Here is a 17,165-nt window from a genome sequence, read left to right as displayed (position 1 = left end):
TGGGTACTTCGTCTCACGCGGTCCGCGCGGCGCGCCGGTACGAGACCACAGCGTACGAACCGAACGCCGGCAGCCAGCAGAGCAGCACCGCCACCGTGACCAGGCCGGGCGCGCTGTGCTCGGTCACCGACGTTCCGAGGTCCGCGAACCGGTGAGTGGGCGTGTAGTCGGCGATGGCGCGCAGCCACTCCGGGAACAGCGCGACGGGGAACCAGAGGCCGCCGAGCACGGCGAGTCCGAGGTGGCAGGCTGACTGTCTTCGGCATGGCTATGACGCTACGAATCCGGGGCGGGGCGGCGGCAGAGTCGACCGTACGGACCCGGCCGGTACAAATGTCACCGCTTCCCGCGCGGACTCCTATCTGACGTCGCGTCAGGAGGCTTCACAAGTGCTGGGGCCTCGGCTATACATGGGATCGCCGGACTGGAACGCGTTCTAGAACCGGCCGGTTCCGCGGGACGGTTCGCGTCACCGGCCTCCGGCCCTGTTGCGACCTCGGTGCGGCCGACGGTGCGGACGGTCGCACCGAGGTCTTCTCCCGTCGGCCCAAGGAGCTGCCACCCGATGCCCATCGACGCCGAGAAGGCCGTGGCCGCCGAGCCCCGGTCCGCCGAGATCGCCTGGGACCACAAGGACATCCAGCTCTACCACCTGGGCCTCGGCGCCGGACTGCCCGCCACGGACCCGGCCGAACTGCGCTACACCCTCGAGTCACGGCTGCACGTCCTGCCCAGCTTCGCCACCGTCGCGGGCGCGGGCATGGGCGTCGTCGGCGGCCTCTCCGCGCCCGGCGTCGAGGTGGACCTCGCCGCCGTCCTGCACGGCGGCCAGAGCATCACGCTGCACCGCCCGATCCCGGTCGAGGGCAAGGCGGTGACGACGTCCAGGGTCGCCGCGGTGTACGACAAGGGGAAGGCCGCGATCCTCGTCCTGCGCTCCGAAGTGGCCGACGACGACGGGCCGTTGTGGACGAGCGACGCCCAGATCTTCGTGCGCGGCGAGGGCGGGTTCGGCGGCGACCGCGGCCCCTCCACCCGCCTCCCCGCACCCGAGGGCGACCCCGACCTGGAGGTCGAACGTCCCGTACGCGAGGACCAGGCCCTCCTCTACCGCCTCTCCGGCGACTGGAACCCGCTGCACGCCGACCCCGAGTTCGCCGCGCTCGCCGGATTCGACAAGCCGATCCTGCACGGCCTGTGCACCTACGGAATGACACTCAAGGCCGTCGTCGACACCCAGCTCGACGGCGACGTGTCACGGGTGCGCGGCTACAGCACCCGGTTCACCGGCGTCGTCTTCCCCGGCGAGACGCTGCGGATCCGCATGTGGCGCGGGGAGGGCCGCGTGCAGGCCACGGTCACGGCGGCCGAGCGGGACGACGCACCGGTCCTCGCCGACACGGTCGTCGAACACGCCTGAGCCACCCCGGGCCCCGACCGGCCCGCCCCCGCCCCGATCTCCACACCTCCGATCTCCACATCTCCGCACTCCGCACTCCGTACGAGAGGAGCCGCACCATGCGCGCAGCCGTACTGCACGAGACAGGCCAGGAGAAGCTCGAAGTCCTCGACGACATCGAGACCGCGGGGTTCGGTCCCGGCAAGGTGAAGATCCGGGTCCGGGCCACCGGACTGTGCCACTCCGACCTGTCGGCGATGAACGGCGTGCTCCCGCAGCCCGCCCCCTTCATCCCGGGACACGAGGGCGCCGGCGAGATCATCGACGTCGGCGACGGCGTGACCGGACTCTCCGAGGGCGACCGGGTGCTCCTCTGCTGGCTCCCCGCTTGCGGCATCTGCCCCGCCTGCAAGCGCGGGCAGACCCAGCTCTGTCTCGCCGGGTTCATGAACGCCGGCACCCCCAACTTCAAGCGCCCCGGCGGTGACGTCTTCGGCTTCGCGGGCACCGGCACCTTCGCCGAAGAGGTCGTCGTCGACGCCGGATGCGCCGTGCCGATCCCCGACGACGTGCCCTTCGACATCGCGGCGCTCATCGGCTGCGGCGTGACGACGGGGCTCGGCGCCGCCATCAACACGGCGGACGTGGCGGCCGGTTCGTCGGTCGCCGTCATCGGCTGCGGCGGCGTCGGCATATCGGCCATCCAAGGAGCCCGCCTCAAGGGCGCGGCGCAGATCGTCGCGGTCGACCCGGTCGCGTCGCGCAGGGAATCGGCGCTCAAGTTCGGCGCCACGGAAGCGGTGTCGCCCGACGAGCTTGCCGACGCCAAGCAGCGGGTCACCGCGGGTGAGGGCTTCGACTACGTCTTCGAGGTCGTCGGCAAGTCGGCCACGGCCCGCACGGCGTACGAGACGACGCGCCGCGGCGGCACGATGTGCGTCGTCGGCGCCGGAGCCATGGACGACCAGCTGCAGTTCAACATGTTCGAGCTCTTCTTCGACGAGAAGCGCATCCTGCCGTCCATGTACGGCGGGGGCGACGTCCTCACCTCGTACGAGCGGGCCATCGCCCTCTGGCGGGCCGGCCGCATCGACCTGGAGGGCCTCATCACGCACCGGGTGCAGCTCGCCGAGGTCAATGAGGCGCTGGACCAGATGCGGACGGGCGTATCCCTGCGCACCTGCATCGAGATCTGACCTGCGGCGCCGCTGACCCGCCGTCCAGCTCCGTTCCGGCTTCGTTCCGGCTCCGTTCCGAAAGGACTTCGATGTCACTGCCACTTGAGGGCCTGTCCGCGATCGTCACCGGCGCGGGCCGCGGGCTCGGCCGCGCCGAGGCGCTGGAACTGGCCGGGCTCGGCGCGGCCGTCGTCGTCAACGACTTCGGGCAGCCGGGCCGCGACGGATCGGGCGAGGCGTCGGCGGCGCCCGCCGAGGAGGTCGCCGCCGAGATCAGGGCGACGGGCGGCCGGGCCGTCGCCCACACCGGTGACGTAGCGGACCACGAACAGGCCCGCGAGCTGGTGCGGCTGGCGATCGACACGTACGGGAAACTCGACATTCTCGTCAACAACGCGGGCATCCTGCGGGACCGGATGATCTTCTCGATGACCGAGTCCGAGTGGGACTCGGTCATCCACGTCCACCTCAAGGGCCACTTCAACACCACCCACTTCGCGGCGGCCCACTGGCGGGAGAGCTCCAAGGCGGCGGGCGGCCCGGTGTACGGCCGGATCGTCAACACCTCGTCCGAGGCCTTCCTCGCCGGGTCGGCGGGCCAGCCGAACTACGCGGCGGCGAAGGGCGGCATCGTCGGCCTGACGACGTCGACGGCGCTGGCACTCGCCAAGTACGGGGTGACGGCGAACGCGATCTGTCCCCGGGCCCGTACGCGGATGACGGAGGACGTCTTCGCGGGCTTCGCGGAGCCTTCGGAGGGGCGGCTCGACCCCTTGGCGCCCGAGCACGTCTCGCCGCTCGTCGGGTATCTGGCCTCGCCCGCGGCGGGGCGGGTCAACGGGCAGCTGCTCGTGGTCCACGGCGGCATGGTCGCGGTCGTCGAGCGGCCGAAGGTGGCGGCGAAGTTCGACTCGGCGAAGGAGGCGTTCACCTTCGACGAGCTGGACGAGGCACTCTCCCCGTACTACGCGGACCGCCCGCCGAACGAGACGTTCGCGGCGGCGGAGGTGCTGGGCCTCAAGCGGGGGTGACCCGGCTCGAACCCTCAGCCGGACCGTAGGACGGATTCTGAGCGGCGGACGGCTCGGCCGTTCGCTCCCGGTTTCACCGGGGTCGCCTTCGACGTGGAGTTCTTCGCCGACAGCTGGGTCACATGACCTCAGTCGCCGCAGACGGGCGGTGCGGGGCCGGTCGCTCCGGCCCGCGCGGCGGCTGCCGCAGCCAGCAGGGACCAGCCGTCGATCTCCAGCGCCCGCCGTCCCTCCGGGGGCCATCCGCGGGTCGACGCCGCGTCGAGCAGGGCTCGGACGGCGCCGGGTTCGTGCAGGTTCAGGGAGGCGCCCCGGATGTACCCCACGTCGCCGGAGCCCAGGGGAGCCCCGCCCGGGACGTACCGGTCCGGGCCTTCGGTGAAGACGATGCGCAGGGGGCCGCCGGTGCCGGGGGGCTGCGGGTACAGCGTGAGGGTCTCGCAGCATGACCGGCCGCTGTCCGCCACGCTGTGGCTGTGGCTGTGGCTGTGACGGAGCGTCCACAGGTACGCGCACCCGTCGGCGATCAGCCGTCGGGGCTTCCTCGGATGACGGGGCACGGAGCCGAGGGTACCTACCCGGCCTGATCCACGGCCGCTGCGGCCGGAGGCGCTGCCCTTTGCCGCCTTGCCGCAAGGGTTGTTCAGCCCCGAGCCGCCGGGGCTCGTCGCACGGCCTCCAGTCGAAGCCCCTCCTTGAACCTCATCCCGCGCCCTCTCGGACCGAGGGGGGAAGTATGCGTACCCCTGCTCCTCATGCGTCTCGCCCCCGCGCTGCTCGTGGCGGCGCGGGGGCGAGACGTTTCTGCAATGTGGCGGGCGGTCCGGGTCAGGACTGCTCGTCCTGCCTGCGGTGCCGCCCACGCGGCGCCGCCTGCTCGTCGTGCTCGGACACCGGGCCCCGGTGCCTGCCCGCGCCGGTGGGCGCGGTCGCCGACATCATCGGTGCGGTGTTCTGCCGTGTCTCCGTGACGGTCTCGGTCGTAGTCAAGCCATTCACCCCGTAATGAAGATCGTTCGTACAGCCGGGCGAGTCTAACCGCCCGCCGCCCGCCCGCCGAGGGGTGCCTGCTGCAAGGGAACCGGGCGTGTCGCGGAGGGTTTCGGGGGATCCGGTGAAGGTGGCGGAGGGGCGGGCAGGACGTCGTCCTGCGGCGCTTCGGTAGGCGGGGAGTCGGTCGGGGGTCCGGTCGGGGGTGCGCTTGAAGGTGTGGCCGGGGAGCCGGTCGAGGGCATGCCCGAAGGTGCGGTCGGGGGTGTGGCCGGGGAGCCGGTCGAGGGCACGTCCGAAGGTGCGGCCGGGGATGTGGCCGGGGGGCCGGTCGGGGGTGCGCTTGAAGGTGCGGCCGGGGAGTCGGCCGGGGGGCCGGTCGAAGGCACGCCCGAAGGTGCGGCCGGGGATGCGGTCGGGGAGTCGGCCGGGGATCCGGTCGGGGGCGCGGCCGAAGGTGTGGCCGAAGGTGTGGCTGAAGGCGCGCCCGAAGGTGTGGCTGAAGGTGGGGCTGGAGGCGCGCCCGAAGGTGTGGCTGAAGGTGGGGCTGGAGGCGCGCCCGAAGGTGTGGCTGAAGGTGGGGCTGGAGGCGCGCCCGAAGGTGTGGCTGAAGGTGGGGCTGGAGGTGTGGCCGGGGGAGTCGCCGGGGGCGCGGTCGGTCCCGGCACCCTCGCCACCCCGTACGGCGCGGCCCCCGTCGCGTACGGCAGACAGAGGTCGCCGTCCCGCGTCCACCACCCCGAGCCGGTCAACCACCCCGCGGGCGCGGCGAGTTGCAGCACCTGTCGGGCGGCGGGCCGCCACAGTCCGAGCCAGCTGCCCGCCCCGCCGGGGACCGCGGGGCCGTCGATCCGCAGCGCCACCCCGCACGCCTCCGGCGTCAGGACCTGCCCCGGCTGGATCGCGAACGGCGTCACGGTGAGGCCGGGAAGGCGCAGGCTCTCCGGGAAACGCACCGGCCGCGTACCGCCGAGGACGCCCCAGCCCAGACGGTCGTCGCCCGGCGCGTCGGAGCGGATCAGGAGCAGGCCGCTGTCGGCGTCGGCGAGCAGCAGCCGGTCGTCGCTGTCCTCGGAGATCTGCAGCAGCGGGGAGACCTCGCCGCCGCGCTCCAGGTCCACCGCGACCGTCTTGGTGCGGCCGTCCAGTTCGCGGTCGAGGGCCAGCATGCGGTCGGTGCCGTCCAGCCAGACCCCGCCCGAGCAGCGCCCCGGCACCGCGGCGAGGTGTTCGGGGCCGAAGGCGCCGCCCGCCACGAGCCAGATGTCCGAGGAGCGGGTGCCGGGTGCGACGGCGTAGGCGCGGGTGCCGCCGGGCGCGGGCGGCAGCAGGGTCAACTCCCCGCACTCCACGGCCCCCAGCGGTACCTCGCCCGTGCCGGGGCCCGTCGGGTACAGCAGGGTGAAGACGTGCCGCTCGCCCACCACGCGGTGGATGAGGACGCGGCCATCGGTCATCGGGAGCACTTCCGTGGACGGCTCCTCGGGCTGGTTGCCGGGCAGCGGTACCGCGTACGGCTCGGCGGAGCCGAGGGTCCAGCGTTCGGGATACCAGGCGTCCGGCGATCCGGCGGCGCGGGCGAGGCGTGCCGCGTACGCCCCGTCCGCCGAGATGGTGCAGCCCGCGGTGCGGGCGGGTGCGGGGACCCGGATGCGGGCCCGGACCGGTGGCGGCGGCTTCGGCGGCGCCGGGGGAGCCGTCGGTGCTGGTGGCGCTGTCATCGTGAGTGTCACCTCCGGCCCCGAAGCTAGTTTTCGTCCGCACTGGCGAGGCACCGACGGGCGTCCGCTTCACACAGAAGGGTGGCGATGTCCTGATTCGCCTGAGAGGGCAGGGGCGGGTGTGCTGTGAGACGGGGCGGGGCCCCGTCAGGGCGCCCCGTCAGGGGCTCGCGCAGTGCCTCCGCCCGCCCCACGCGGGGGCCCTCCGTAGCGCCCCCGTAGCGGTACGTGACGCACGACATGCCGAGCGCAGCGGGAAGGTAGCCTTTCTCCGTGCCCCGTCTGTCTGAAGTCATCGCCGCGCTCGACGTCCTGTGGCCCGCCGATCTGGCCGAGAGCTGGGATGCGGTCGGCACGGTCTGCGGCGATCCCGAAGCGCAGGTCTCCCGGGTCCTCTTCGCCGTCGACCCCGTCCAGGAGATCGCCGACGAGGCCGTCGCGCTCGGAGCCCAGCTCCTGGTCACCCACCACCCCCTCTACCTGCGGGGTACGACGACGGTCGCGGCGTCCACCTTCAAGGGCCGGGTCGTCCACGACCTGATCAAGCACGACGTCGCGCTGCACGTCGCGCACACCAACGCCGACCGCGCCGACCCCGGCGTCTCCGACGCCCTCGCGGGCGCGCTCGACCTCCGTGTCGTCCGTCCGCTCGTGCCGGACCCCGCAGACCCGCGGGGCCGCCGCGGCCTCGGCAGGATCTGCGAGCTCGACCACCCCGTGACCCTCGCCGAGCTGGCCGACCGCGCCGCGAAGCGGCTGCCCGCCACCGCGCAGGGCATCCGTGTCGCGGGCGACCCCGACGGACTGATCCGCACCGTCGCCGTCAGCGGCGGCTCCGGCGACAGCCTCTTCGACGACGTACGCGCCGCGGGCGTGGACGCCTTCCTCACCGCGGACCTGCGCCACCACCCGGTGTCGGAGGCCCGCGCGCAGAGCCCGCTCGCGCTGCTCGACGCCGCGCACTGGGCCACCGAGTGGCCGTGGTGCGAACTGGCCGCCGCGCAGCTCGACGAAATCTCCGACCGTCACGGATGGGGACTGCGCGTCCACGTCTCGAAGACGGTCACCGACCCCTGGACCGCCCACGCGGCCGCACCTCACGACTCAACTGGAGCCCCCAACTGAACGCCGCGCCCGCCGACCAGATCCGACTGCTCGACGTCCAGGCCCTGGACGTACGCCTGCAGCAGCTCGCGCACAAGAAGAAGTCGCTGCCCGAGCACGCCGAGATCGAGTCGCTGAACAAGGACCTCACGCAGCTGCGCGACCTGCTCGTCGCCGCGACGACCGAGGAGAGCGACTGCGCCCGCGAGCAGACCAAGGCGGAGCAGGACGTCGACCAGGTGCGCCAGCGCGCGGTCCGCGACCAGCAGCGCCTGGACTCCGGCGCCGTCACGTCGCCGAAGGACCTGGAGAACCTCCAGAAGGAGATCACCTCGCTGGCCAAGCGCCAGGGCGACCTGGAGGACGTCGTCCTCGAGGTCATGGAGCGGCGCGAGTCCGCGCAGGAGCGGGTCACCGAGCTCACCGGCCGGGTCTCCTCGGTCCAGTCGAAGATCGACGACGCGACGGCGCGCCGCGACGCCGCGTTCGAGGAGCTCGACGGCGAGACCGCGACGGTCGGCAAGGAGCGCGAGGTCGTGGCGGGTTCGGTCCCGGCCGACCTGCTCAAGCTGTACGACAAGCTCCGCGAGAAGGAGGGCGGCGTCGGCGCCGCCAAGCTCTACCAGCGGCGCTGCGAGGGCTGCCGCCTGGAGCTCAACATCACCGAGGTCAACGAAGTGAAGGCGGCGTCCCCGGACACGGTGCTGCGGTGCGAGAACTGCCGCCGCATCCTGGTCCGTACGTCCGAGTCCGGCCTGTAAGGGCGTAAGGATTCCCTGGATATGCGCGAGTTCATCGTCGAGGCCGACGGCGGCTCCCGGGGCAACCCGGGGCCCGCGGGCTACGGCTCGGTCGTCATCGACGCGGCCACGGGGGAGACTCTGATGGAGGCCGCGGAGTACATCGGCGTCGCGACGAACAACGTCGCCGAGTACAAGGGCCTGGTGGCCGGCCTCAAGGCGGCCCATCAGCTGGACCCCGAAGCCTCGGTGCACGTGCGCATGGACTCCAAGCTCGTCGTCGAGCAGATGTCGGGCCGCTGGAAGATCAAGCACCCGGACATGAAGCCGCTGGCGGCGGAGGCGGCGCGGGTCTTCCCCTCGTCCCAGGTGACGTACGAGTGGATCCCCCGCGAAAAGAACAAGCACGCCGACCGGCTCGCGAACGAGGCGATGGACGCGGGCAAGCGGGGGGAGCAGTGGTCGCCGTCGGCGTCCACGGCGGAGTTCGACGCGCGGGCCGCACGGTCGGCCGCCGAGGCTCCGGCCGGTCCGCCGGGCGACGCGGCGGCGGGCGCGGCCCGGGCACGGGCGGCGCTGGCGGGCGCGGGGCGGGGTGGCGGTGCTGCCCTTGCCGAGGTCTCACCCGAGGTCTCTCCCGAGGTCTCTCCCGAGGTCTCTCCCGAGGTCTCGTCCGCCACCTCTTCTGCGGCCTCTCCCCAGGTCTCTTCTGCGGCCTCTTCGCATGGCGGGGTGGCGGAGGACGCAGACACGCGCGCGGCTCACAACGCGACGCAGGCCACGCGGGCCACGCGGGCTACGCAGGCCACGCAGGCCACGCGGGCCCCGCGGGCCGGCTGGGCCGCCCCCGCCGATCTGGGCACGCCCGCGACCTTCGTGCTGCTGCGGCACGGTGAGACCGCGCTGACCCCCGAGAAGCGGTTCTCCGGGAGCGGCGGATCCGACCCTTCCCTCTCCGACGTGGGCCGTGAGCAGGCGGAACGCGTCGCCGCCGCGCTCGCCGCGCGCGGCACGGTCCAGGCGATCGTCTCCTCACCGCTCAAGCGCTGCCAGGAGACCGCGCACACCGTCGCCGCCCGCCTCGGACTCGACGTACACCTCGAAGACGGGCTGCGCGAGACGGACTTCGGGGCATGGGAAGGGCTGACGTTCGGCGAGGTGCGCGAGCGTCACCCGGAGGAGCTGAACGCCTGGCTGGCCTCGCCGGACGCGGCGCCGCCGGGCGGCGAGTCGTTCGACGCGGTCACGCGCCGCGTTGCGGCCGCCCGCGACCACCTGACCAGTGCCTACGCGGGCCGCACCGTCCTGCTCGTCACGCACGTCACGCCCATCAAGACGCTGGCGCGGCTCGCGCTCGGCGCTCCGCCGGAGGCCCTGTTCCGCATGGAGCTCTCGGCGGCATCGGTGTCGGCCGTGGCGTACTACGCAGACGGCAACGCGTCGCTGCGCCTCCTCAACGACACGTCGCACCTGCGCTGACGCGCCGCCCTGGCGTGGGGCGGTCGTGCTGACGCGGGACCGTCGTGCTGGCGCAGGGCCGTGTGCTGGCGCGCCGCCCTGGCGTTGGGCCGTCGTGCTGGCGCAGGGCGGTCGTGCTGGCGTGGGGCGGTCGTGCTGACGCGGGACCGTCGTGCTGACGCAGGGCCGTGCGTTGACGCGCCGCCCTGGCGTTGGGCCGTCGTGCTGACGCAGGGCGGTCGTGCTGGCGTGGGGCGGTCGTGCTGGCGCGGGTCCGTCGTGCTGACGCAGGGCCGTGTGCTGACGTGGGGCCGCCGCGCCATCGCGGGTCCGTCTCGCTAGCGCAGGGCCGCCGCCTCGCGGGCCAGGGACTCCACGCGGGCCCAGTCCTTCGCGGCGACGGCGTCGGCGGGCAGCATCCAACTGCCGCCCACGCAGCCGACGTTCTTCAGCGCGAGGTACGAAGGCGCCGAGTCCGGGGTGATGCCGCCCGTCGGGCAGAACCGGGCCTGCGGCAGCGGGGCGCCGAGCGACTTCAGGTAGGCGGTGCCGCCCGCGGCCTCCGCCGGGAAGAACTTCATCTCCCGTACGCCGCGTTCGAGCAGCGCCACGACCTCCGAGGTCGTCGAGACGCCCGGCAGAAACGGCACGCCGGAGCCCTGCATCGCGTCGAGCAGCGTGTCCGTCCAGCCCGGGCTGACGAGGAACCGGGCGCCCGCCTCCACGGACTCGGAGACGTTCCGCGCGGATATGACGGTGCCCGCGCCGACCACCGCGTCCGGTACCTCCGCGGCGATGGCGGAGATCGCATCGAGCGCGACGGGCGTCCGCAGGGTCACCTCGATCGCGGGCAGCCCGCCCGCGACGAGGGCGCGCGCCATCGGCACGGCGTCGTCGAGGTCCGCGACGACGACCACGGGGACGACGGGGGCGAGGTCGAGGACGGAGGCGGGGGACGAGGAGGAGGCGGAGGAGGCGGAGGAGGCGGAGGAGGCGGAGGAGGTCATGGGGGCATCCTGCACCCAGGTGCGCAGCATGCGCAAAGCCCGTTGCGGATGCTGCAACGGGCTGTGGTGGCGAGGATCAGTCCCCGCCTCAGTGGATCTCGCGCACCACGACATCCAGAGCCCACGGCTTGCCCGCCTTCGTCGGCACCTCCGCCTCCACCACGTGCCCCAGGTCGCGCAGCGCCTCGACCAGCTCGGCCGGGTTCTTGGGGTTGGCCCCCGTGGTCAGCAGGGACCGGACGATCCTGCCCTTCGTCGCCTTGTTGAAGTGCGACACGACGGACCGCTTCTCGGTGCCGGTCTTGTCGTCGACCTGCGCGTGCAGCACGCGAACGGTCGCGGTCCGCTCGGCGACCTCGCCCTTCGGCTTCCACGCGGCGGCGTACGCGGACGAGCGGAGGTCCAGGACGAGTCCGTCACCGGCGGCTTCGGGCATGACGGAGGCCATCGGCGTACGCCAGTACGCGCCGAGTGCGCCGAGGCCCGGCAGCTTCACGCCCATCGAGCAGCGGTACGAGGGGATCCTGTCGTTGACGCCGACGGCGCCCCACAGGCCGGAGAAGACGAGGAGCGAGCGGGTGGCGCGGCGCTTGGCCGCGGTGTCGAGGGAGGCGAGGTCGAGGGCGTCGTAGAGCACGCCGGTGTAGACCTCCCCGGCGGGGCGGGCCCCGGCGGTACGCAGCCCGGCGTTCTTCGCGACCTCGCCGCGCAGACCTTCGCTGAGACCGAGCACGGTGCGGGCCTTGTCCTCGTCCGCGGCACACAGCTCGACGAGCTCGTCGAGAACGGCCTGCCGCGCCGGGGTGAGACCCGGCAGCGACAGCTCTTCCGCCTTGAGCGGCGCACCACGGCCGGAGGAGGCCTTGCCTTCGGACGGCGGCAGCAGGACGAGCACGGTGGGACTCCTTCAGGGGGTACGGGGGGAGGGGTGCGGCCCCTGCGAAAGGGTACGGGGGCGTGCAGTACACCCGACGCAGCCCCGCCCGGCGCCTCCTCCCGCAGGATGTCGCGGGGTAAACGGGCGGGCGGGTGGGGGGGCATCCGCCGCGAAGCGGCGGGCTCGGTGCTCCTGCCTGAGCGGGGCGGTGCGGGGCGAACGGGTGGGTGGGAGGGTGTGATCCGTCGCGAAGCGGCGGGCTTGTCGCCCCTACCCGTGCGGGACGGCACAGGGCACCGCATAACCGCCCAAGCCAGGCACGCCCCCGCTACGCTCGATCCATGCCCCGCCGCCACTTCCGCGTGACCGGCGCAGCCGATGCCCCGCTGCGGGCCGCGCTGCGTGATCTGCGTACGCGACTCGACGTGCCCGAGGAGTTCCCCGCCGACGTCCTCGCGGAGGCGGACCGCGCCGCCGCGTCACCGAGGCTCCCGGAGTACGACGCCACGGACCTGCCCCTCTTCACCGTCGACCCGCCCACCTCCGTGGACCTGGACCAGGCCATGCACCTGGCAAGGCGGGGCGGAGGCGGGTTCAGGGTGTCGTACGCGATCGCCGACGTCGCCGCGTACGTCACCCCCGGCGGCCCCCTCGACACCGAGGCGCACCGCCGCGTCACCACCCTGTACTTCCCCGACGAGAAGGTCCCGCTGCACCCCACCGCGCTCAGCGAGGGCGCCGCCAGCCTGCTGCCGGGCCAGACCTGCCCGGCCGTCCTGTGGACGATCGACCTGGACGGGGACGGCCGTGCCGAGCGGACCGACGTGCGGCGCGCCCTCGTCCGCAGCCGCGCCAAGCTCGACTACGAAGGCGTGCAGGCCGCCATCGACGGCGGCACCGCGGAGGAGCCCCTCGCGCTGCTGCGGGACATCGGTCGCCTGCGCGAACAGCTGGAGGTCGAGCGCGGCGGCATCTCCCTGGACGTACCGGAGCAGGAGGTCGTCGAGCGCGACGGAACGTACGAGCTCGGCTTCCGCGCCCCGCTCCCCGCCGACGGCTGGAACGCGCAGATCTCCCTCCTCACCGGCATGGCCGCAGCCGAACTCATGCTCGCCTCGGGCGTCGGCATCCTGCGGACGCTGCCCACCGCCCCCGACGGCGCCGTGGGCCGCCTGCGCCGCACCGCGCAGGCGCTGCACATCGACTGGCCGCACCACGTGTCGTACGCGCAGCTCGTACGCTCCCTCGATCCCCGTACGCCGCACCACGCCGCCTTCCTCCAGGAGTGCACGACGCTGCTGCGCGGCGCGGGCTACACGGCGTTCCGCGACGGCGACCTGCCCGAGCTCACCACCCACGCCGCCGTCGCCGCGCCCTACGCCCACTGCACCGCCCCCCTGCGCCGCCTCGTCGACCGCTACGCCGCCGAGCTCTGCCTCGCCGCCTGCGCGGACGCGCCGCCCCCGGAGTGGGCGCTCGCCGCCCTGGACGAGCTGCCCAAGGAGATGGCTGACGGCACGCGGCGCGGCAACACCGTGGAGCGCGAGTGCGTGGACATCGTCGAGGCCGCCCTGCTCCAGGGGCGGGTCGGCGAGATGTTCGACGCGGTCGTGGTGGACGTCAAGGACGGCGAACCTGCCGTCGGAACCGTGCAGTTGGCGGAGCCCGCGATCGTGGCCCGGATCGAGGGCGGCTCGGCGAAGCTGCCCCTCGGGGAGCGCCTGCGGGTCCGGCTCACCCAGGCGGACCCGGGCGCGGCGAAGGTTCAGTTCGCGCCCGCGTGAGAGGGGCCGGTGGTGCGGGCGGCCAGAGTTTCCCGCAACGCCTCACACAGCCGCTCCGGCTCGTCCGCGTGCAGCCGCACCTTCGTCACCTCGCGCCGCTTCCCCAGGAAGCCCACGGCGGTGACGGGTTCGGCCAGTGAGAGGCGTCCGCGCCCCGCTTCGTCGAGCAGCGACCGCAGCCGTTCCCTGCGCTCGCGGATCGCTGCCTCCTGCCGTGCGAGGTCCGCGTCCGGTTCGCCGAGGACCTCGGCGAGCTCGCGGCCCGTACGCGCGCTAGCCGTTGGGGCGCCGCTCGGGCTCCGGCAGCAGGCCTTGGCGGTGGTAGTGCCTGATGGCGCGTGTGGTGACGCCGACGAGGCCGGGGACGGCGGGGACTCCACGGGGGCTTTCGCTGCGACCCTTGACGGCTAACACCGTTAGCCATACGTTCGAGCTAACAAAGTTAGCCAGCAAGGCTCCAGCCGGAACCCGCACCTAGGAGGAGGCCCCCATGAGCACCCTGACCCACACCACCCACACCACCCGCACCGCCCCCGCCACCACCCCCGCCGCCCCCGCGAAGCGCGCCCTCGCCGTCACCCGGCGTACCGCCTGGTTCGCCGGCGCGCTCTTCTGGTCCGCCTTCGCCGTGCTCGAAGGCGTCAACCACGGCTGGCTCGCGGGCCTGCTCGCCGGGGCGTTCTTCATCGCCCCCGACCTGACGTTCCTCGTGGCCGTACGGGACGTGCGCCACATGGCGAAGGGCCAGCTGCCGACCCGCGCCGTCCCGTACTACAACGCCGCCCACCGCGCGCTGCTCCCCGTCGCGCTGATCGCCCTCTACACCTTCACGCCCGTCGTCTGGGCGCCCGCCTTCGCCGCTCTGTGCGGGTGGCTCGCCCACATCTCGTACGATCGCGCCTTCGGCTATGGACTGCGGACGAAGGACGGCTTCCAGCGTGTCTGACCAGAACGAGCGCCTCACCCCCCGCGCCAGGGAGATCGTCGCGGCCGCCCGCGGCCTCCTGGAGGAGTCCGGCGCCGAGAAGCTCACGATGCGCTCGCTCGCCGACCGGCTCGGCATCAAGGCCCCTTCCCTCTACAAGCACTTCCCCGACAAGTCCGCGGTCGAGGTGGAGCTCGTCGTCCAGATGCTCGACGAGTCCGCGGCGGCCTGCGAGGCGGCCGAGACCGCCGACCCCGGCTCCCTCGACGCCCTGACCGAGGCCTACCGCGCCTACGCCCTGCGCCACCCCCACCTCTACCGCCTGGCCACCGAACGACCCCTCCCGCGCCAGGCCCTGCCGCGGGGCCTGGAGGAACGGGCCGCCGCCCCCCTGATGCGGGTCTGCGGCGGTGACACCGACCTGGCCCGCGCCGCCTGGGCGTTCGCGCACGGCATGGTCATCCTGGAGATCCACGGACGGTTTCCGGACGGCGTGGACCTCGGAGCGGCATGGAAGAGGGGCACGCGGGCGTTGGACCGGTAGGACGGCACAGGCCGCATGGGGTCGTACGAGCGGCGACCCACAGGGGGAACGGACAGGCAGCGCATGGATGACGGAACCACGAGGGCGAGCAGCCCCAGCCGCCCCAGCAGCCCCAGCCACCCCCGCGAACACGCAGTCTGGGCCCGCGCCCCGCTCGGTCCCCGCAACCCGCCCCTGGACCTCCTCACCGCCCGCTTCGACCGGCACCGCTACGCACCGCACTTCCACGAGGAGTTCAGCGTCGGCGTCTGTGTCGACGGCTGGGAGGTCATCGACTACCGGGGCGGACGGCTCGACGTGGGGCCCGGCTCCATCGTCGTCCTCGCCCCCGGCGAGGTGCACACCGGCGGTCCCGGCGCGACGGGTGGCTACGCCTACCGCGCCATGTATCCCGCACCGCCCCTCCTCGCCGAGGGAACCGCCGCCCCGCCGCACTTCCGCGACCCCGTGGTCGACGACCCCGAACTCGCCGCCGCCCTGCGCGCCGCCCACACCGAGCTGAGCGCGCACGCGGACCCGCTGGAGGCCGAGTCCCGGGTTCCGTGGCTGCTGGCCGCACTCGCCCGGCGGCACGGCACCGCCCGCCCCCTCGACGACCGCGTTCCCGGCGCCGACCACATCGCCCGCACCGTGCGCGGGCGCCTCGCCGACGAGCTCCTGACCCCGCCCACCCTCGCCGAACTCGCCGCCCCGCTGGGCCTCTCCCGCTACCAGCTCCTGCGCGCCTTCCGTACGTCGACGGGGATGCCGCCCTACGCCTGGCTCGCCCAGCACCGCGTGGCGCTGGCCCGCGCCCACCTGGAAGCGGGCCTGCGCCCGTCCGCGGTGGCCCCGCTCGTGGGCTTCGCCGACCAGGCGCACCTGACGCGCTGGTTCCGCAGGGTGCTCGGGGTGACCCCGGCGGCGTACCGCACCAGCATCCGGAGCAGCGGCGTCCGCAGCAGCACCGTCCGTAGCAACACCGTACGTCGCAACAGCGTTCAAGACACCGGCCGGTGACGCGGCCGAAACTGCCCGCATGACGGCACGCGCCTGGTTCCTCTTCTCCCTCATGGGTGTCCTGTGGGGCATCCCCTACCTCATGATCAAAGTGGCGGTCGACAGCGATCTGTCGCCGTCGTTCGTGGTCTTCACGCGCTGTGCGCTCGGCGCGGCCCTGCTGCTGCCGTTCGCCGTACGGCAGGGCGGACTCATCGGCGTACTGAGGACGCACTGGCGGCCCATGCTCGCGTTCGCCTGCGTGGAGATCCTCGGCCCGTGGTGGACGCTGACCGACGCCGAGCGCCGTATCTCCAGCTCCACGGCCGGGCTCCTCATCGCCGCCGTCCCGATCATCGGCGCCCTCCTCGCCCGCTTCTTCGGCGACACGGAACGCCTCGGCGCGCGCCGCCTCACCGGTCTCGGCCTCGGCCTCGCGGGCGTCGCCGTCCTCACCGTGCCCCACCTGACGGGCGGCGACGCCTGGTCCCTCACGGAGGTCATGCTCACCGCCCTCGGGTACGCCGTCGCCCCCCTGATCGTGGCCCGCCACCTCCGCGACGTCCCCACCCTGCAACTGATCGCGCCCTGCCTGGCCCTGGCCGCGCTCGTCTACGCCCCCGCCGCTGTGGTGTCCCGGCCCGCCGCCGTGCCCGACACTCCGACCCTGGCCTCCCTCGCGGGCCTCGGCGTCATCTGCACGGCCCTGGCCTTCGTCGTCTTCCTCGAACTCATCAGGGAGGCGGGACCGACCCGCGCGGTCGTCTTCACGTACGTCAACCCGGCCGTCGCGGTGGCGGCGGGCGTCACGTTCCTCTCCGAGCCGCTGACGGGCGACGTCGTGGCGGCGTTCACCCTGATCCTCGCCGGATCGGTCCTGGCGACGGCGACGGCGGCCGCGGCGCCGAGCCGGGGGGACCGGCGGGTACCATGGTCGGCACGGCAGACGAGCCGGGCGGGCGGCCGCGTGAAGACCCCTTCGGGGGCCCTTCCCGAGGAACGTCCGGGCTCCACAGGGCAAGGTGGTGGCTAACGGCCACCCGGGGTGACCCGCGGGACAGTGCCACAGAGAACAGACCGCCGGGGACCGCAAGGCCCTCGGTAAGGGTGAAACGGTGGTGTAAGAGACCACCAGCGCCTGAGGTGACTCAGGCGGCTAGGTAAACCCCACCTGGAGCAAGGTCAAGAGGAAGCGCCTCTTCCCAGGAAAAGGCGCTTCTGCGCGGATGATCGAGGGCTGCCCGCCCGAGTCCGCGGGTAGACCGCACGAGGCCGGCAGCAATGCCGGCCCTAGATGGATGGCCGTCACCGCGACGTCCGCGAGGACCCGCGGTACAGAACCCGGCGTACAGCCCGACTCGTCTGCCCCACCCGCTCCGGCCCGCCCGGCGCGGCGCACCACCCCGGCCCGCGCCCGCTGGGCCGCAGC

Annotated in this window: 15 protein-coding genes, 1 other RNA gene and 3 pseudogenes; 12 read left to right on the top strand and 7 right to left on the bottom strand. The window is 73.4% G+C overall.

The features are described from left to right. Nucleotides 1-13: 13 nt before the first annotated feature. A pseudogene (locus tag NOO62_RS12355) lies at nucleotides 14-247 on the bottom strand (ABC transporter permease); the annotation flags it as partial. Between the two features lie 318 nt (nucleotides 248-565). On the opposite strand from NOO62_RS12355, the gene NOO62_RS12350 reads away from it, so the two are divergent. The 3 genes from NOO62_RS12350 (at nucleotide 566) to NOO62_RS12340 (ending at nucleotide 3,608) form a co-directional block, all read left to right on the top strand. Then, nucleotides 566-1,420, top strand: a complete 855-nt coding sequence (locus NOO62_RS12350) for a MaoC/PaaZ C-terminal domain-containing protein (RefSeq protein WP_268770936.1) — start codon at nucleotides 566-568, stop codon at nucleotides 1,418-1,420. Nucleotides 1,421-1,518: 98 nt separating this feature from the next. Beyond that, a complete protein-coding gene (locus NOO62_RS12345; protein ID WP_268770935.1) occupies nucleotides 1,519-2,595 on the top strand; it encodes a Zn-dependent alcohol dehydrogenase in 1,077 nt (358 codons plus the stop codon). A 71-nt stretch (nucleotides 2,596-2,666) separates the two neighbouring features. After that, on the top strand, nucleotides 2,667-3,608 hold the full coding sequence (locus NOO62_RS12340; RefSeq protein ID WP_268770934.1) for a 3-oxoacyl-ACP reductase: 942 nt from the start codon (nucleotides 2,667-2,669) through the stop codon (nucleotides 3,606-3,608). 128 nt (nucleotides 3,609-3,736) lie between these two features. Here the strand turns inward: NOO62_RS12340 and NOO62_RS12335 are convergent, their stop codons facing one another. The 3 genes from NOO62_RS12335 to NOO62_RS39265 form a co-directional block, all read right to left on the bottom strand. Then, on the bottom strand, nucleotides 3,737-4,168 hold the full coding sequence (locus NOO62_RS12335) for a hypothetical protein (RefSeq protein ID WP_268770933.1): 432 nt from the start codon (nucleotides 4,166-4,168) through the stop codon (nucleotides 3,737-3,739). Between the two features lie 268 nt (nucleotides 4,169-4,436). Continuing rightward, nucleotides 4,437-4,598 (bottom strand): hypothetical protein, encoded by a 162-nt coding sequence (locus NOO62_RS12330; protein WP_268770932.1) that lies wholly within the window; start codon nucleotides 4,596-4,598, stop codon nucleotides 4,437-4,439. A 44-nt stretch (nucleotides 4,599-4,642) separates the two neighbouring features. Then, a complete protein-coding gene (locus tag NOO62_RS39265; protein WP_414930810.1) occupies nucleotides 4,643-6,319 on the bottom strand; it encodes a hypothetical protein in 1,677 nt (558 codons plus the stop codon). A gap of 273 nt (nucleotides 6,320-6,592) precedes the next feature. On the opposite strand from NOO62_RS39265, the gene NOO62_RS12320 reads away from it, so the two are divergent. From NOO62_RS12320 to NOO62_RS12310, 3 genes are read left to right on the top strand one after another with little or no spacing between them, the layout of a single operon-like run. Beyond that, on the top strand, nucleotides 6,593-7,444 hold the full coding sequence (locus NOO62_RS12320) for a Nif3-like dinuclear metal center hexameric protein (protein ID WP_268770931.1): 852 nt from the start codon (nucleotides 6,593-6,595) through the stop codon (nucleotides 7,442-7,444). Further along, nucleotides 7,441-8,184 (top strand): zinc ribbon domain-containing protein, encoded by a 744-nt coding sequence (locus tag NOO62_RS12315; RefSeq protein ID WP_268775589.1) that lies wholly within the window; start codon nucleotides 7,441-7,443, stop codon nucleotides 8,182-8,184. The genes NOO62_RS12320 and NOO62_RS12315 overlap by 4 nt, the downstream gene beginning before the upstream one ends. 21 nt (nucleotides 8,185-8,205) lie before the next feature. Then, entirely contained in the window at nucleotides 8,206-9,642 is a 1,437-nt protein-coding gene (locus NOO62_RS12310; protein ID WP_268770930.1) for a bifunctional RNase H/acid phosphatase, read from the top strand. A 317-nt stretch (nucleotides 9,643-9,959) separates the two neighbouring features. On the opposite strand, the gene eda is transcribed toward NOO62_RS12310, so the two are convergent. Continuing rightward, nucleotides 9,960-10,628 carry a bifunctional 4-hydroxy-2-oxoglutarate aldolase/2-dehydro-3-deoxy-phosphogluconate aldolase gene (eda, locus tag NOO62_RS12305; protein ID WP_268770929.1) on the bottom strand — a complete coding sequence of 223 codons (669 nt, stop codon included), beginning with the start codon at nucleotides 10,626-10,628 and terminating at the stop codon, nucleotides 9,960-9,962. An 88-nt stretch (nucleotides 10,629-10,716) separates the two neighbouring features. Beyond that, entirely contained in the window at nucleotides 10,717-11,523 is an 807-nt protein-coding gene (yaaA, locus tag NOO62_RS12300; protein ID WP_268770928.1) for a peroxide stress protein YaaA, read from the bottom strand. A gap of 323 nt (nucleotides 11,524-11,846) precedes the next feature. On the opposite strand from yaaA, the gene NOO62_RS12295 reads away from it, so the two are divergent. Beyond that, nucleotides 11,847-13,289, top strand: a complete 1,443-nt coding sequence (locus NOO62_RS12295) for an RNB domain-containing ribonuclease (protein WP_268770927.1) — start codon at nucleotides 11,847-11,849, stop codon at nucleotides 13,287-13,289. A 155-nt stretch (nucleotides 13,290-13,444) separates the two neighbouring features. On the opposite strand, the pseudogene NOO62_RS12290 reads toward NOO62_RS12295, so the two are convergent. Further along, nucleotides 13,445-13,703, bottom strand: a pseudogene (locus NOO62_RS12290) (MerR family transcriptional regulator); the annotation flags it as partial. A gap of 76 nt (nucleotides 13,704-13,779) precedes the next feature. Here NOO62_RS12290 and NOO62_RS12285 point away from each other — a divergent pair. The 5 genes and pseudogenes from NOO62_RS12285 to rnpB all read left to right on the top strand — a co-directional run bounded on the left by NOO62_RS12285 (nucleotide 13,780) and on the right by rnpB (nucleotide 17,101). Further along, nucleotides 13,780-14,235: a DUF4260 family protein gene (locus NOO62_RS12285; RefSeq protein ID WP_268770926.1), complete on the top strand. Its 456-nt coding sequence runs from the start codon at nucleotides 13,780-13,782 to the stop codon at nucleotides 14,233-14,235. Next, nucleotides 14,228-14,758: a TetR/AcrR family transcriptional regulator gene (locus tag NOO62_RS12280; protein WP_268770925.1), complete on the top strand. Its 531-nt coding sequence runs from the start codon at nucleotides 14,228-14,230 to the stop codon at nucleotides 14,756-14,758. Before NOO62_RS12285 ends, NOO62_RS12280 begins: the two co-directional genes overlap by 8 nt. A gap of 63 nt (nucleotides 14,759-14,821) precedes the next feature. Beyond that, a complete protein-coding gene (locus NOO62_RS12275) occupies nucleotides 14,822-15,757 on the top strand; it encodes an AraC family transcriptional regulator (protein WP_268770924.1) in 936 nt (311 codons plus the stop codon). 19 nt (nucleotides 15,758-15,776) lie between these two features. Beyond that, nucleotides 15,777-16,559, top strand: a pseudogene (locus NOO62_RS39260) (DMT family transporter); the annotation flags it as partial. A 124-nt stretch (nucleotides 16,560-16,683) separates the two neighbouring features. Then, nucleotides 16,684-17,101, top strand: an RNA gene (gene rnpB, locus NOO62_RS12260) — RNase P RNA component class A. Nucleotides 17,102-17,165: the final 64 nt, after the last annotated feature.

It is taken from the genome of Streptomyces sp. Je 1-369 (assembly GCF_026810505.1).
Taxonomy (GTDB): Bacteria; Actinomycetota; Actinomycetes; order Streptomycetales; family Streptomycetaceae; genus Streptomyces.
This window is presented reverse-complemented; position numbering and strand designations above follow the sequence as displayed.

What these genes read in the sequence shown, in the direction of transcription:
- eda (WP_268770929.1), bottom strand. Translation starts at nt 10,628, where the DNA reads ATGACCTCCTCCGCCTCCTCCGCCTCCTCCGCCTCCTCCGCCTCCTCC.
- NOO62_RS12350 (WP_268770936.1), top strand. Translation starts at nt 566, where the DNA reads ATGCCCATCGACGCCGAGAAGGCCGTGGCCGCCGAGCCCCGGTCCGCC.
- NOO62_RS12285 (WP_268770926.1), top strand. Translation starts at nt 13,780, where the DNA reads ATGAGCACCCTGACCCACACCACCCACACCACCCGCACCGCCCCCGCC.
- NOO62_RS12345 (WP_268770935.1), top strand. Translation starts at nt 1,519, where the DNA reads ATGCGCGCAGCCGTACTGCACGAGACAGGCCAGGAGAAGCTCGAAGTC.
- NOO62_RS12310 (WP_268770930.1), top strand. Translation starts at nt 8,206, where the DNA reads ATGCGCGAGTTCATCGTCGAGGCCGACGGCGGCTCCCGGGGCAACCCG.
- NOO62_RS12275 (WP_268770924.1), top strand. Translation starts at nt 14,822, where the DNA reads ATGGATGACGGAACCACGAGGGCGAGCAGCCCCAGCCGCCCCAGCAGC.
- NOO62_RS12295 (WP_268770927.1), top strand. Translation starts at nt 11,847, where the DNA reads ATGCCCCGCCGCCACTTCCGCGTGACCGGCGCAGCCGATGCCCCGCTG.
- NOO62_RS39265 (WP_414930810.1), bottom strand. Translation starts at nt 6,319, where the DNA reads ATGACAGCGCCACCAGCACCGACGGCTCCCCCGGCGCCGCCGAAGCCG.
- NOO62_RS12340 (WP_268770934.1), top strand. Translation starts at nt 2,667, where the DNA reads ATGTCACTGCCACTTGAGGGCCTGTCCGCGATCGTCACCGGCGCGGGC.